The sequence below is a fragment of the Mitsuaria sp. 7 genome, from assembly GCF_001653795.1.
In the GTDB taxonomy this organism is placed as follows: Bacteria; Pseudomonadota; Gammaproteobacteria; order Burkholderiales; family Burkholderiaceae_C; genus Roseateles.
The window spans coordinates 93,448-108,076 of record NZ_CP011514.1 but is presented as its reverse complement, the minus strand read 5'-3'; the positions used below and the strand labels follow the sequence as shown (position 1 = coordinate 108,076).

Annotated in this window: 15 protein-coding genes; 9 read left to right on the top strand and 6 right to left on the bottom strand. The window is 68.5% G+C overall.

The window, feature by feature from the left end:
* Window positions 1–3: 3 nt before the first annotated feature.
* The 4 genes from ABE85_RS00455 to ABE85_RS27235 all read right to left on the bottom strand — a co-directional run bounded on the left by ABE85_RS00455 (window position 4) and on the right by ABE85_RS27235 (window position 4,022).
* Complete coding sequence (locus ABE85_RS00455) at window positions 4–348, bottom strand: translation initiation factor Sui1 (protein WP_067269103.1); 345 nt, start codon at window positions 346–348, stop codon at window positions 4–6.
* A gap of 30 nt (window positions 349–378) precedes the next feature.
* Window positions 379–2,649: an alpha/beta fold hydrolase gene (locus ABE85_RS00450; protein WP_067269101.1), complete on the bottom strand. Its 2,271-nt coding sequence runs from the start codon at window positions 2,647–2,649 to the stop codon at window positions 379–381.
* Window positions 2,646–3,686, bottom strand: coding sequence for a tRNA-dihydrouridine synthase (locus ABE85_RS00445; protein WP_067269099.1), 1,041 nt, complete (start codon window positions 3,684–3,686; stop codon window positions 2,646–2,648). Before ABE85_RS00445 ends, ABE85_RS00450 begins: the two co-directional genes overlap by 4 nt.
* A gap of 159 nt (window positions 3,687–3,845) precedes the next feature.
* On the bottom strand, window positions 3,846–4,022 hold the full coding sequence (locus tag ABE85_RS27235) for a hypothetical protein (protein ID WP_157521806.1): 177 nt from the start codon (window positions 4,020–4,022) through the stop codon (window positions 3,846–3,848).
* On the opposite strand from ABE85_RS27235, the gene ABE85_RS00440 reads away from it, so the two are divergent.
* Window positions 4,021–5,172, top strand: coding sequence for a type I restriction endonuclease (locus ABE85_RS00440; protein WP_067269097.1), 1,152 nt, complete (start codon window positions 4,021–4,023; stop codon window positions 5,170–5,172). The two genes, ABE85_RS27235 and ABE85_RS00440, sit on opposite strands and share 2 nt — an antisense overlap.
* Here the strand turns inward: ABE85_RS00440 and ABE85_RS00435 are convergent, their stop codons facing one another.
* Window positions 5,173–5,700 (bottom strand): YgjP-like metallopeptidase domain-containing protein, encoded by a 528-nt coding sequence (locus tag ABE85_RS00435; RefSeq protein WP_067269090.1) that lies wholly within the window; start codon window positions 5,698–5,700, stop codon window positions 5,173–5,175.
* Window positions 5,701–5,707: 7 nt separating this feature from the next.
* On the bottom strand, window positions 5,708–7,675 hold the full coding sequence (locus tag ABE85_RS28185; RefSeq protein WP_067269088.1) for a M3 family metallopeptidase: 1,968 nt from the start codon (window positions 7,673–7,675) through the stop codon (window positions 5,708–5,710).
* Between the two features lie 33 nt (window positions 7,676–7,708).
* Here ABE85_RS28185 and ABE85_RS00425 point away from each other — a divergent pair, with 33 nt between their 5' ends.
* The 8 genes from ABE85_RS00425 to ABE85_RS00390 all read left to right on the top strand — a co-directional run bounded on the left by ABE85_RS00425 (window position 7,709) and on the right by ABE85_RS00390 (window position 14,628).
* Window positions 7,709–8,125: a 2Fe-2S iron-sulfur cluster-binding protein gene (locus tag ABE85_RS00425; protein ID WP_082938953.1), complete on the top strand. Its 417-nt coding sequence runs from the start codon at window positions 7,709–7,711 to the stop codon at window positions 8,123–8,125.
* A 231-nt stretch (window positions 8,126–8,356) separates the two neighbouring features.
* On the top strand, window positions 8,357–9,901 hold the full coding sequence (locus ABE85_RS00420; RefSeq protein ID WP_067269086.1) for a methyl-accepting chemotaxis protein: 1,545 nt from the start codon (window positions 8,357–8,359) through the stop codon (window positions 9,899–9,901).
* A 175-nt stretch (window positions 9,902–10,076) separates the two neighbouring features.
* Window positions 10,077–11,624 (top strand): YdiU family protein, encoded by a 1,548-nt coding sequence (locus tag ABE85_RS00415; protein ID WP_067269084.1) that lies wholly within the window; start codon window positions 10,077–10,079, stop codon window positions 11,622–11,624.
* Window positions 11,621–12,076, top strand: a complete 456-nt coding sequence (msrB, locus tag ABE85_RS00410) for a peptide-methionine (R)-S-oxide reductase MsrB (RefSeq protein ID WP_082938175.1) — start codon at window positions 11,621–11,623, stop codon at window positions 12,074–12,076. Before ABE85_RS00415 ends, msrB begins: the two co-directional genes overlap by 4 nt.
* A gap of 24 nt (window positions 12,077–12,100) precedes the next feature.
* Window positions 12,101–12,748 carry a septation protein A gene (locus tag ABE85_RS00405; protein WP_067269082.1) on the top strand — a complete coding sequence of 216 codons (648 nt, stop codon included), beginning with the start codon at window positions 12,101–12,103 and terminating at the stop codon, window positions 12,746–12,748.
* A 77-nt stretch (window positions 12,749–12,825) separates the two neighbouring features.
* Window positions 12,826–13,086, top strand: coding sequence for a BolA family transcriptional regulator (locus tag ABE85_RS00400; RefSeq protein WP_067281532.1), 261 nt, complete (start codon window positions 12,826–12,828; stop codon window positions 13,084–13,086).
* A gap of 72 nt (window positions 13,087–13,158) precedes the next feature.
* Window positions 13,159–13,956 (top strand): peptidylprolyl isomerase, encoded by a 798-nt coding sequence (locus ABE85_RS00395; protein ID WP_067269080.1) that lies wholly within the window; start codon window positions 13,159–13,161, stop codon window positions 13,954–13,956.
* Between the two features lie 111 nt (window positions 13,957–14,067).
* A complete protein-coding gene (locus ABE85_RS00390; protein WP_067269078.1) occupies window positions 14,068–14,628 on the top strand; it encodes a DUF2062 domain-containing protein in 561 nt (186 codons plus the stop codon).
* The last annotated feature ends 1 nt before the right edge of the window (window position 14,629 follow it).

The window sequence follows — 14,629 nt, the reverse complement described above, 5'->3', positions numbered from 1 at the left end:
GCCTCAGCCGCCCGCCTTCTTCGGCGCGAATCCCGCCGTCGTCAGCCAGGCCATCACCTTGTCCAGGTGATCGCCCTGGATCTCGATCGTGCCGTCCTTGACGGTGCCGCCGCTGCCGCAGGCGGCCTTGAGTTTCTTGGCCGTGTCCGTCAGGTCCGCCGCCGTCATCGGCAGACCGAGGATGACCGTCACGCCCTTGCCCTTGCGGCCCGCCGTCTCGCGGCGCACGCGCACCTTGCCGTCGCCCAGCAGCGCGTTGGCCGCCTGCGCCTTGCAGCGGCAGTCGGCCTGCGCCTGCCGGCAGTCCGGGCACACGCGCCCGCCGTTCGTCGAATACACCAGCGCCATCGCTCCGCTCCTGTCCTGTGAGGCCGGCGCTCAGCGCGCCAGCGTCTTCGCGAAGAAGGCGTCGATCGTGCGGTACAGGTGCAGCTTCGCGCTGCGCCCCGCGATGCCGTGCGCCTTGCCCGGATAGATCATCAGTTCGAACGGCCGCGCCTCGTTCTGCAGCGCCTCGGTCAGGCGCAGCGTGTGCTCGAACAGCACGTTGTCGTCCGCCGTGCCGTGCACGATCAGCAGCGGCTTGCTCAGCAGCTTCGCGCGCAGCACCAGGTTGGACTGCCCGTACGCCTCGGTCTGGCCACCCTTGCCGTCCTGCGGCATGCCCAGGTAGCGCTCGGTGTAGGCCGTGTCGTAGAGCGTCCAGTCCGTCGGCGGCGCGACCGCCACGGCGGAGGCCAGCGGCGTGTCGGCGTCCAGCATCGCGCGTTCGGCGAGGAAGCCGCCGTAGGACCAGCCGAAGAAGCCGATCCGCTTCGGATCCACGCCCGGGACCTGCTTCGGCAGCTGGCGCACCGCGGCGAACAGGTCGTTCACGTCGACCGCGCCGAAGGCCAGCCGATGCGCGCGCGTGAACTCGCGGTCGCGGTTCTGCATGCCGCGCGTGTCGAGCGTGAACACGCCGTAGCCGCGGCGCTGCCAGTAGGCGATCAGCGCGGTGTCGCGGCTCCAGTTCCAATTCGTGGTCGAGGTGCCGGGGCCGCCGTAGGCCATCGCGATCACCGGATGCGGGCCGGCCTTGCCGTCCAGCGGTGCGAAGTACAGCGCGTTCAGCGGCGTGCGGCCATCGGCGGCGGTGATGTCGACCACCTCGGGCTTGGGCACGATGCGCGCGAGCAGCGCGTCCGGCGCGTCGCCCGGCAGGGCCACCGGCTTCGCGCCGGCCTTCACCGCCTGCAGCGACAGCGCCGGCGGCTCGCCCCATGCGCCGCGCGTGACCAGCAACCGCGCGCAATCGCCGTCACCGCGGGCGTCGCGCCATTGGCGCGGCTGCGCGCCGTCGAGCGGACGGCTCGTGCCGTTCAAGTCGATCGCGAACAGCTCGCGCGAACGGCCGCGATCGCGCGCCGCTGCGTAGACCACCGTCTTGCCGTCGCTGCACACGCGATGCGCGACCGGCTCGGGCTCGTCCGTCAGCGGGCGGCGCTCGCCGGTGCGGCGGTCCACCAGCACCAGCTGCCGGCGGCCCGAGGACTCGCTGGACCACAACAGCGCGGGCTGGCCCGACAGCGTCAGGCCGTCGATCTCCTGCAGGTCGTCGTGCACCTCGACCCATGCCGGATCGCGCTCGTCGATCACGGTGCGGCCCGGGCCGGCGCCGTGCGCGTATTCGGTCAGCGCCAGCTTGTGCTGGTCGCGCGTCAGCGTCTGCAGCCACGGCGTGCCGTCGCCGAACCAGCCGGCGCGGGCGATGTATTCGGCATCCGAGGGCAAGGGCAGCGGCGTCATGCGGCCGTCCGACACCTGCAGCGTCCATGCGGTCACACGCGCGTTGTTCTCGCCTGCGCCCGGATAGCGCTGCTGCGTCATCGTCGTGCGGTCGGAGAATATCTGCGCGCGCGTCTTCACCGGCACGTCGCGTTCGTCGACGTTCAACGCCAGCAACTGCGTGCCGTCCGGCGACCACCAGTAACCGCGCTGACGGCTCAGTTCCTCGGCCGCGATGAATTCTGCCAGGCCCCAGAAACGCGTCTCCGTCGCGCCCTTCGTCAGCGCGCGCGCAGCGCCGTCGCCCTCGAGCGCCTGCACCCACAGCTCACCGCCCTTCACATAGGCGATGCGGCTGCCGTCGGGCGAGCAGGTCGGATCCTGCTCCGGGACCTGCTCGTCGTTCGTGAGCCGCTGCGCCTTCGGGCCCTGCTCGCCGAGTCGCACCAGGTACAGGTCGCCCGACAGCGGGAACAGCAGCGCCTTGCCCGACGGGCCGCACCACTGGTAGCTGGTGATGCCGCCCTGCGAGATGCGCTTGCGCTCCAGCGCCATGCGTTCCGCCTCGGTCAGTTGCTGGCTGCGACCGCCGAGCACGTCCGCCGCCGACACCAGCTTGCGCGGCGCGCCGCCGGCCGCGGGCTGCGCCCACAGCTCGAGCTGCTCGCTGTCGGTCTCCGAGGGTCGCAGATAGCTGACCCACGCGCCGTCGGGCGAGATCTCGGCCTGGCGCACCAGACGGCCCTGCAGCGGTGGATCACCGAGGACGCGTTCGAGCGTCAGCGGCGTCACGGGCGTGGCGGGCGTGGCGGCGGTGGTCAGCACCGGCGCCAATGCGGCGGCGAGCGCCAGCAGGCGCGAAGTCAGTCGATAAGGGTTCATGCGGCGATCAGCGAGTCGCTGTCTTGTTGTTCATCGAAATCTGCATCGAGGTCGGCGTCCGGCGGCGCCACCGGGTCCAGCGTGCGGCCGAACAGCGTCATCGCCATCACGTCGGGGGCGTTGATCGTGCGGACGCGCTGGTGGGTCTCCTCGGCTTCCGGATAGTGGCGGCGCAGGTAGTGCAGCCACTGCTTGAGCCGGCCCGCCTGGTGGCGCGTCGCCACGTTGCGGCGCACCTGGGCGAAGAAGCCCTCCATCAGCGGGATCACGTCCGACCAGGGCAGCGCGGTGGCGTCCTGCCCGTTGCCCTGTGAGCGACCCAGCGCCGCGCGCACCGCGAGCGCCAGACCCGGATCGGCCACCATCCCGCGGCCCAGCATCAGCGACGTGCAGCCGGACTCCTCCAGGCAGCGCAGCGCGTCCTCGACGGTCCACACCTCGCCGTTGGCGACGACGTTGATGCCGACGGCCTCGCGAAGCACGCCGATCTGGTCCCAGTAGGCCGGCGGCTTGTAGCCGTCGCGCTTGGTCCGGCCGTGCACGACCAGCTCCGACGCGCCGGCCGCCTCGATCGCTCGGGCGCAATCGAGCATGCGTCCGCGGTCCTCGTTGCCGAGCCTCATCTTGGCCGACACCGGCAGGTGCGCCGGCACGGCGCGACGCACCGCGGCGACGATCTCGCCGACCAGTTCCGGCTCGTCGAGCAGCACGGCGCCGCCGCGATGCCGGTTCACCGTCTTGGCCGGGCAGCCGAAGTTGAGGTCGATGCCTTCCGGATCGAGCTCGGCGAGCCGCGCGGCGTTCTCCGCCAGGCACTGCGGGTCGGAGCCGAGCAGCTGCGCCCGCACCGGCACGCCGGCGCGCGTGCGTCCGCCGTGGAGCAGCTCCGGCACGATGCGTGTGAACACGCGGCGCGGCAGCAGCCGGTCGGTGATGCGGATGAACTCGGAGACGCAGCGGTCCACGCCGCCGACACGGGTCAGCGTGTCGCGCAGCATGTGGTCCAGCAGGCCCTCCATGGGCGCCAGCAGAATCATTGGAGGCAGGGGTGACAAGTCCGGAAACAGGCGCGCGCCGCTCGTGGCGGCCGTCCGTGGATGGCGACGTTCAAGAAGGCCGACAGCATAGCGGATCGTCCCCACCGGCTGTGGATAACGCGCTGCAGAACCTGCGCAGCGAGCGCGCAAGCCGTTGATTCACAAAGCTCGGGGTTGGATTGCTCGAAAAAGCGGCAACACGCCGAAGCCCTCGTCCTTCGCCCTCGCCCGGCCGGGCCGGTCATCCTCAACCTTGAGGACGCGCGAGTGGTTCCTGTCCCGCGCATCGACGGCAACCTGATATGAATGCGCATCAAAGATCAGGGAGGAAAACATGGACTTCATCGACCACCTTCGCGTGCTCTCCAACCGGATAGCCAATACGCGGGACATGATCCAGACCGAGGAGGCCACGAAGAATGCGATGGTCATGCCGTTCATCCAGATCCTCGGCTACAACGTCTTCGATCCGATGGAAGTGACGCCGGAACTGAATGCGGACGTCGGGATGAAGAAGGGCGAGAAGGTCGACTACGCGATCCTTCGCGACGGCAAGCCGATCATGCTTTTCGAATGCAAGAAGTCAGGCGGGAGCCTCAGCACCGATCACGCAGGGCAGCTGTTCCGGTACTTCCACGTCACCGACGCCCGATTCGGCGTGCTCACCAACGGTCTCATCTATCGCTTCTTCACCGATCTGGAGAAGCCGAACAAGATGGACGAGAAGCCGTTCTTCGAATTCAACATCCTCGATTTCAATGAACGCGACGTCGAGGAACTGAAGAAGTTTGCAAAGCCGCTGTTCGACGTCGAGAACATCCTCAACACGGCCACCCACCTGAAGTACACGCGTGCGATCCAGACCCGCCTGGCCGAGTGGCTGACCCAGCCGTCAGAAGACTTCGTGAGACTGGTGTCGACCGATCTGCTGGGCAGCAGGAAGTTCACTGCCTCGGTGAAGGAACAGTTCACCGCGATCACGCGTCAGGCCTTCGAGCAACTCATCGGCGAGAAGATCAACGATCGGTTGAAGGGCGCGATGAGCCCCGAATCGCCTTCATTGATCGACCCGCTTCCCGTGGCGCCTTCTGCGACTGCCGCGACTGCCGCCCCAGCCGCGACGGCGGACACCCCGGCCAAGGAAGCGCAGGTCGTGACGACCGCAGAGGAACTGGAAGGATTCCATATCGTCCGTTCCATCGTCCGGGAACTGGTCGCCACACGTCGCGTCGTCATGCGGGATGCCCAGAGCTACTGCGCCATCCTGCTGGACGACAACAACCGCAAGCCCATCTGCCGCCTGCGGTTCAACAACATCCAGAAGTTGAGGATCGGCCTGTTCAACGAGACGAAGGACGAAGAGCAGTTTTCGCTGGAGTCGCTGGACGACATCTACAACTTCGCGAACCAGCTACGGGCCGCGGTCGCCAGCTACACCACGCCGGTGCTCGTTCAAACCACGGGGGGCTCCCGCGCCGAAGCGTGATCAGGGCGCGTCGGCGGCGCCCTTCGCTTCGCGCTTCGCGCGCTTCTCCTCGGCATCGCGCACGCTCAGCCACAGGCGCACGTCGAACTCCAGCTGCGAGTACGACGCCTCCATGTGGTGGCACAGCGCATAGAACGCCTTGTCGTGCTCGAGCTCCTTCAGATGCGCGAGCTCGTGCACGACGATCATCTTCAGGAACTCGGCCGGCGCCTCGCGGAACAGCGTCGCGACGCGGATCTCGCGCCGCGACTTGAGCCGGTTGCCGTGCACCACCGCCTGCCGGGTGTGCGTGCCCAGCGCGTGCTGGATGACCTTGAGCTTGGCGTCATAAGCCACCAGCGCCAGCGGCCCCGCGTTGCGCATGAAGCGCTGCTTGAGGTCCTGGGTGTAGTCGAACAGCGCCTTGTCGCTGCGGACCTCGTGCGGCTCCGGGTACTTGCGCGCCAGCAGCGGGCCGAGCTCGCCCGCGTCCAGCAACTGCTGCGCCTGCGCGATCAGCGCCGGCGAATAACCTTGCAGGTACTTCACGACGCCGTCAGTGCGCGGCGGCCGCGGTCGACGCCGCCGGCGTCCCGTAGTTCGCGCTGATCCAGTGCTCGAAGCGCTCGAACATCGCCTGCTCCGCCGTCGCGTCGCCGTCGCCGTTGTCGGCCAGCAGCTCCGCGCCATGGACCACGCGGACATGCGCGTCCAGCGGCGGGCCGTCGTCCGTGCGTTCGCCGCGGCGCTCGGAGGCTTCCAGCAAGTCCTGCGCCTTCGCCCAGGCCTGCGCCACGGTCTCGTCGCAGGCCTCGGCCAGGTAGCGGGCCGAGAAGCCCTCGCCGGTCAGCCGGCGCAGCGTCGCGTCATGCGACAGGCTGTTGCCCGGCGCCCAGTAGGCCTGCGCGAGCGCCGGCCCGATGGCCGGGTTGTCCGTGAGGTAGCCGTCGCGCTGCAGGAAGAACGCCCGCGTCTGGTAGACCGCCATGTGGGCCAGCAGGTAGCCCTGATACGACGCCGCCGACTCCTGGTTCAGCAGGTGCGGGATCGCCAGGATCGGCCGCGGCGCGCGGTCCACGCCCTGGATGCGTCGCTCCATCGTGCGCGCCAGCGCGAGCACGGCCTCCGGCGTGCGCTCTTCGTCGGGCATCGCATACAGCGCCGCCTCGAAGTACGGCACCACCGCGATCGCGCGCTCGTCGAAGGCGCGCATCGGTTGCGCCGACGCGATGCGGTCGTGGATCAGCTCGTCGGGGATCGCCTGCCCGTCGACGGTGCGCGCATAACGCTTGAGCCAGTCCGCGTCGCCGAGCAGGCTGTCGCAGAACATCGACTGCGTCTCAGCATAGGCCATCGAGGTCGGCGCGAACTCCTGCGAGAAACACGGCGAGTTCTGCGTCACGTTGGCGAAGTGGGCCGCATGGCCGCCTTCATGGAACAGCGTCAGCATCGCGCGCGCGCCGCTGCCGACCTGATCGGGCTTGGCCTCGGCGGTGAAGTTGATCTCGCCGGCATGCCAGCGTCCCTGCTCGTCGAACCACGTCGGCAGCGGGCCGTGGCAGAAGCCGTTCTGGTACTTGCCCGGGCGCTGCAGCAGGTCCAGGCGCATCGTCGCGCCGCGGTACTGGATGCCGAGCCGGCGGAAGCTCCGCACCCAGCGCCGCAGCGCGGGGCCGAAGGGCATGTACGGGTCCATGCGGCGGGTCACGTCGCCGGCGCTGTGGAAGCGCAGGTTCCAGGGTTCCAGCGCGTCCGGTCCGTGCTTCGCGACGAGCGCGTCGTGCGCGCGCTGCTGCGCCGCCCCGGTGCGGGAAACGAAGTCGTCGAGCACGCCGAAGAGCTCCGCCTTCGTCATGCGCTCGTTCTTGCGCAGCTTCATCTCGAAGTAGTCGGGGAAGCCCAACGCGCGGGCGAGCCGGTTGCGCAGCGCGACGATCTCGAGGAAGCCGTTCTCCAGCACCCAGCGCTCCAGGCCGTGCAGCGCCTCGTAGGAGCTGCGGCGGCGCGATTCGTCCGGATTGGTGGCCGCGTTGGTCGACAGCATCGTCAGCGTGGCGGCCTCGGTCTCGCCGCGGTCGTTGATGTGCGTCGGCGCGAAGTCCTTGCGCCTGGCGAAGAGCAGCCGCTCCGCCTCGATCAGTTCGGCCATCAGGCGGCGGCCTTCGTCGTTGTCGACGATGTTGGCCTCGAACAGGCCCAGCCAGCCGCGCAGCCCGTGGGCCAACGCCTGGCGCGCATCCGCATCGGTACCGGCGCCCGAGCCACCCTGCGCGGCTTCCACCGCGGCCAGATGCGCACGGGTCGCGCCCAGCTTCTCCGGATCGGAGATGAAGGCCTTGTAGTCGGTCTCCGCGCGGCCGAAGCCCTCGTGGTCGTCGCTGGTGGCCATGTAGGTGGCCCAGAACAGGTCCTCCTTGCGTTTGTGCACCGCGACGTAGTCGCGGTTGAGCTGGTCGAAGAAGGCCTGTGCGGCCTGGACGGCGGAGGCGCCGTTCACCGGGGCGGAAGTCGATACGTGAGGCATCGGGTGAGCTTAGCGCACGGCATGATGGCGACCATGGATCACGCCCATGACGCCGCCGAGGACTCCGGCGCGCCTTCCCTCCCCGCCCCGGCCGCTCCGGCCGCACCTGGCGTCCACGCCGTCGAACTCCATCCCCAGGGCTGGCGCTTCGACGCGCCCGAGAACGAGACGCTGCTGCTGGCCGCACTCGACCACGGCCTGCGCCTGCCGCATTCCTGCCGCAACGGCACCTGCCGCGCCTGCATCGCGAAGCTGGTGTCCGGCAGCGTCGTCTACCGCATCGACTGGCCCGGGCTGTCGCGCGAGGAAAAGGACGAAGGCTGGATCCTCCCCTGCGTCGCCTGCGCGCGCTCGGACCTGGTGGTGAACCAGCCGCAGGCGATCAACCTGTTCGACGTTCCGCCGCCGCCCGGGCCCGGCTCAGGGCAGCCTTCGGGGTCCAAAATCTGACCGCATCTCGCACAAGCGGGGGCCAGGCTGAGGCGATTAACCCACACGCGGGTTCACGAAAACGCCTTCCGCGCTTTTGTTCACGGGCGACCCCGCATATCGACCGATCAGTTTTCACCTTCGACAGGCAGCATCCCGTCCGCGTATCAAACATTCCAATGCTGACACGACCGGCCTCACGGCCAGCGGCCCTCCGGGTCCGGTCTGCCGCGAAGAAGAAGGACACCCGAAATGCTGAATCTCAATCGTTGGCGGCTCCGTAGCCGCGTGCTGGCCGGCTTCGCGCTGGTGATCGTGCTGATGGCCGTGGCCTCCGCGGTGGGCGTGGTCCGCGTGTCCATGCTCCACCAGCGCATCGAGCGCCTGGTCGAGGTCGACATGCACACGCTGGAGATCTCCCGCCAGTGGTCGGGCCTGACCGAGGGCAACATCCAGCGTCGCATCGTGCAGCTGGTCGTCGAGGACGAGAACTTCGTCAAGGCCTTCACCTCGCGGTCGAAGGAGCTGTCGGCGCGGATCGACAAGATCCAGAAGGAACTCGACGAGAGCATCACCGAACCGGTGGGCAACAAGCTGATCGACGAGATCGGCGCGGCCCGCAAGAAGTACCAGGACGCCCGCGAGGCGGCCATCAAGGTGAAGGACGGTGGCGGAGACATCAAGCCGATCGCCGCATCGCAGTTGATCCCGGCGATGAACGACTACCTGGCGGCGATCGACAAGTTCGCCGAGCACACCCGCGACCTGCTGCAGGCCGCGCGCCAGGAAGCGCAGGCCGAGGCCGAGAGCACCCGCAACCTGGTCATCGCGCTGATGACGGTCGCGATCGTGCTGGGCGTGGGCATCGCGCTGGTGATCACGCGCTCGGTGACCGAGCCGCTGGCCGAGGCGCAGTCGCTGAGCCAGGCCATCGCCAACGGCGACCTGAGCCGCCGCGGCGCCGACGTGGAGGGCACCGACGAGGTCGCCGCGCTGCGCCGCTCGCTGCAGGAGATGCAGCAGCGCCTGGCGAGCACCATCGCCAGCGTGCGCTCGTCCGCCGACCAGGTCCGCCATGCGTCCTCCGAGATCGCGACCGGCAACGCCGACCTGTCCAACCGCACCGAGCAGGCGGCCAGCAGCCTCGAAGAGACCGGCGCCGCGATGGCGCAGCTCGGCGAAGGCGTGAAGCTCAACGCCGAATCGGCGCGTGAAGCGGACGGCCTGGCGCAGACGGCCTCGCAGGTCGCCGGCCGCGGCGGCGCGATGGTCGAGCAGGTCGTCGCGACGATGAACGAGATCCAGCAGTCGTCCAACAAGATCGCCGACATCATCGGCGTCATCGACGGCATCGCCTTCCAGACCAACATCCTGGCGCTGAACGCCGCGGTGGAAGCGGCCCGCGCCGGCGAACAGGGCCGCGGCTTCGCGGTCGTCGCCAGCGAAGTCCGCTCGCTGGCCCAGCGCAGCGCGGAAGCCGCCAAGGAGATCAAGTCGCTGATCTCGGCCTCGGTCGAACGCGTGGACGGCGGCTCCCGCCTGGTCGGCGAAACCGGCGCCACCATGCGCGAGATCGTCACCAGCGTCGAACGCGTCACCCGCGTCATCGGCGAGATCTCGGCCTCCAGCGCGGCGCAGTCGCTGACCCTCGGGGAAATCGGGCAGGCGGTGCGCCAGCTCGACCAGATGACGCAGCAGAATGCAGCGCTCGTTGAGCAGTCGGCCGCGGCCGCCGAGTCCCTCAAGGACCAGTCGGCGCAGTTGGTCGATACGGTGTCGAGCTTCAAGCTCGGCTGACGCTCCCGAGCGCCTGCGCTTCGCCAAGCGCGGGCTCTCCGCGGCGCAGGGGGCATCCCTCCGGGAACCCCCAGCACCACTCCGGCCCCAGTGAGACTCCCTCACTGCGGGCCTTTCGCTTTTTCGGGGTACCCCGTGGGCCGCAGGGCCATGAGGGGCTCGGTAAACTGGCGTGATGAATGCGCCTTCCAACGCGGCTCTCCACGCGGACTTCCCAGGCGCCGAGCCTGAGCGCTGGACCCATCGCTTCGCGACTCTCGGTCCCGACTTCTTCACCGAACTCCCCGGCACCGGACTGCCCGATCCCCATTGGGTCGCGACCAGCCCGGATTGCGCCGCCCTGCTCGGCTGGCCCGAGGACTGGTGGACGCGCCCCGCCGCGCTGGACGCCTTCAGCGGCAACACCCGCCTCGCCGGCATGAAGCCCCTGGCCACCGTGTACAGCGGCCATCAATTCGGCGTCTGGGCCGGACAGCTGGGTGACGGACGCGCGCTGCTGCTGGGCGGCGTCGATGGCCCGAACGGACACTTCGAACTCCAGCTCAAGGGCGCCGGGCTGACGCCCTACTCGCGTCGCGGCGACGGCCGTGCGGTGCTGCGCTCGTCGATCCGCGAGTTCCTCTGCTCCGAAGCCATGGCCGCGCTGGGCATCCCGACGACACGCGCGCTCGCGATCACCGGCTCGACCTCGCTGAAGGTGCAGCGCGAGCGCGTCGAGTCCGGCGCCATCGTCACGCGCGTCGCCCCGAGCTTCCTGCGCTTCGGCCACTTCGAGCACTTCACGCATCACGGCATGGAAGCCCGCACGCGCGAGCTGTTCGAGTTCTTCGTCCGCCACCATGCGCCGGAGTGCGCCGACGCGCCGAATCCGGTGACCGCCGCGCTGTCGAAAGTCGCCGCACAGACGGCGGAGCTCGTCGCGCAGTGGCAGGCCGTCGGCTTCATGCACGGCGTGATGAACACCGACAACATGTCGATGCTGGGCCTGACCATCGACTACGGCCCGTTCGGCTTCATGGACGGTTTCGATCCGGGCCACATCTGCAACCACTCGGACCATCAGGGCCGCTACGCCTTCGCGCGGCAGCCGCAGGTCGCGTTCTGGAACCTGCATGCGCTGGCGCAGGCGCTGCTGCCGTTGATGCCCAACGTCGAGACGGATGCGGAAGCCGCCGGCGACGAGCTCATCGAGTCGCTCGAGATCTACCGCGAGCGCTTCGGCGCCGCGCTGCTCGGTGCGATGCGCGCGAAGCTCGGCCTCAACGCCGAGGTCGACGAGCGCGGCGAGGACGGCCCGCTGATCGACGACTGGCTGCGGCTGCTCGCCGCGCATCACACCGACTACACGATCGCGCACCGCCGGCTGGCCGGCATCGATCCGACGCAGGCGCTGGACGCGCCCGCGAATGCGGCGCTTCGGGACCTGTTCCTGGACCGGGCCGGCTTCGACGCCTGGGCGACGCGGTACGCGGCGCGCTTGAAGATCGAGCCGGCGGACTCACTTGAGACCCGTGCCCGACGGATGAACGCGGTCAATCCGGCGGTGGTGCTTAGGAACCACCTGGCCGAGACGGCGATCCAACGGGCCGAGGCCGGCGACTTCAGCGAGGTGCGCCGGCTGCTCGACGTGCTGCGACGTCCGTTCGACGAGCCTGCGCTCGCGTCCGACGCCGGTTTCCCGCCCGACTGGGCGCAAACGCTGGAGGTTTCCTGTTCATCATGAGCCGCAACGACAAGTTCATCCAAGGCGCGACCGACCAGGACCGCGACCGCGACACCGACTACCCCGTCAAGAAGACGGACGCCGAATGGCGCGAGCAGCTGGACCCGACGCAGTACCAGGTCGCCCGCCACGCCGCGACGGAGCGCTCCTTCACCGGCAAGTACTGGGACCACTGGGAAGCCGGCCGCTACAACTGCGTGGGCTGCGGCACGCCGCTGTTCCAGGCCGACACCAAGTTCGACGCCGGCTGCGGCTGGCCCAGCTATTACGAACCGATCAACGCCGAGGTCGTGGAGCGCGTCGTCGACTCGACGCACGGGATGGTCCGCGTCGAGGTGCGCTGCAACAACTGCGGCACCCACCTGGGCCACGTCTTTCCCGATGGCCCGGACCCGACGGGCGAGCGGTTCTGCATCAATTCCGCCGCGATAGACTTCGAGCCCCAGCGCTGAGCGCCTAGCCGTACTGATTCCCGAATGAAGCTCCTGCTCGATTTCCTGCCGCTCCTGCTGTTCTTCGTCACGTTCAAGTACGCCGACGGGCAGCCGGACTGGGCAGCGGCCTTCGCCACCGAGCACCTCGGTTTCCTGGTGTCCGGCGGCAAGGTCGGTCCGACCGAGGCGCCGGTGCTGCTGGCGACCCTCGTCGTGATGCTGGCGACCATCGCGCAGGTGCTCTTCCTGAAGCTGCGCGGCCGCAAGGTCGACCTGATGCTGTGGATCAGCCTGGGGCTGGTGGTCACGCTCGGTGCGGCCACCGTCTACTTCCACAACGAGACCTTCATCAAGTGGAAGCCGACGATGCTCTATTGGGCGTTCTCCGCGGCCTTCTTCATCAGCCACGTCTTCCTCGGCAAGAACCTGCTGCGCAAGATGCTGGGCGCCGAGCTGCCGCTGCCCGATGCCGCATGGACACGGCTCAACTGGGCCTGGGTGGTCTTCTTCGGACTGATGGGTTTTGCCAATCTTTACGTCGCTTACGCCTTCAGCACCGAGGCCTGGGCCAACTTCAAGGCCTTCGGATCGACCGGCCTGATCCTGCTGTTCACGCTGGGCCAGGGCGTCTACATGAGCCGGCATCTGCCGCATGAGACCGAGGCCGCCGCCGAGGAGCCCAAGCCGTGAGCGGCGACGGCACCGGCGCGAATCCCCCGTCGGCATCGGCCTCGGCGCCGAATCCGGCGGCCACGCCCTCGGTCGAGATCGAGGCCCGCCTGAGGGCGGCGCTGTCGCCCGTGGTGCTGCGCCTGAGGGACGACAGCGCGCATCACGCGGGGCATGCCGGCGCACGCGAGGGAGGCCATTACTACCTCGAAATCGTGAGCGCGCGCTTTGCCGGTTTACCCAGGGTGCATCGGCATCGGCTCGTATATGATGCCCTCGCCGATCTGATGCAGAAGGGCATCCACGCGCTCGCCATCGATGCGCGCGCGCCCGACGAACAGCAGAAACCAGGTCTCTAGCAGCGCCGCCAGTCGGCGCTTTGTTTTGGAGCGATCACGCTCATCCGAGAGTCGAAAGGCCCTTTACCCATCATGAAGAAGTTTGTGCTCGCCGCCACCGTGGCGGTCATCGGCGCCGTGGCCCTGCCGGCCCTGGCCCAGAACATCGCGATCGTGAACGGCAAGCCCGTGCCGAAGGCCCGCGCCGACGTGCTGATCAGCCAGATCACCAAGGGTGGCCAGCCGCGCAGCCCGGAGATGGAAGCCAAGGTCAAGGAAGAGGTCGTCCTGCGCGAGATCTTCCTGCAGGAAGCCGAGAAGCGCGGCCTGAACAAGACCGACGACTACAAGAACCAGATGGAACTGGCGCGCCAGTCGCTGCTGATCCGTGAGCTGTTCGCCGACTACGCGAAGAAGACTCCGGTCACCGACGCCGACGCCAAGGCCGAATACGACAAGTTCAAGGCGCAGGCCTCGGGCACCGAATTCCACGCCCGCCACATCCTGGTGGAGAAGGAAGAAGACGCCAAGGCGCTGGTCAAACAGCTCAACGGCGGCGCCAAGTTCGAGGACCTCGCGACCAAGAATTCCAAGGACACCGGTTCCGCCCAGAACGGCGGCGACCTGGGCTGGTCCGCGCCGGACGCCTACGTGCCTGAGTTCAGCGCTGCCCTGGGCAAGCTGAAGGCCGGCGAGATGACGCAGGAGCCGGTGAAGTCGCAGTTCGGCTATCACATCATCAAGCTGGAAGAAACGCGTCAGGCGCAGTTCCCGGCCTTCGACGACGTCAAGGGTCAGATCGTCCAGCGCATGCAGCAGCAGAAGGTCGCGGACTTCCAGGAAGAACTGCGTTCCAAGGCCAAGACCGACTTCAAGTTCTCCGCGAACTGATCGCCGATCCGAACAGTCTTTGCTGTACTGTTCAGAGCCCGCGCCGCTGCAGGTCAGCCGCGCGGGCTTTTCACATCTGAAGCTTCCGCTACGCCCCACCTGACGCCCCCAATGACGGCTTCCCGACTTGCCCGCCGACTGCTGCCCTCGCCTGAATCCCTGGAACAGACCCGCGGACTGAAGTGGCTGGGCCTCTACCTGCGGGAGCGGCCCTGGCTGTGGGTGGCGCATCGCCGCCGCGTCGCGCTGGGCGCCGGACTGGGGCTGGCCGTGGGCGTCATCCCCCTGCCGACGCAGATGCTGCTGGCGGCCGTGGTCGCGATCGCATGCCGCGCCAACGTCGCTGCCGCGATCGCCGCGACCTGGCTGACGAATCCCTTGACGCTGGTGCCGATCTGGACGCTGGCGATCTTCCTGGGCCGCCAGGTGCTAGGCATCCACGGCCCGATCTCCGCGCCCAAGGAACTCGCGCTCAACTGGAGCGATCCGACGAGCTGGTGGCATGCCTTGAGCCAATGGCTCTCGGAGCTGGGCGCGCCCTTGCTGGTGGGCCTGCCGCTCGCGGGCGTCATCCTGGGTCTGGCGCTCTACGTGATCGTCTACATCGGCTGGTGGGCCGTGATCCGCTACGAGCGCAGAAGGCGGCTGCGCGAGCGCGCAGCCCGGGTCTGAA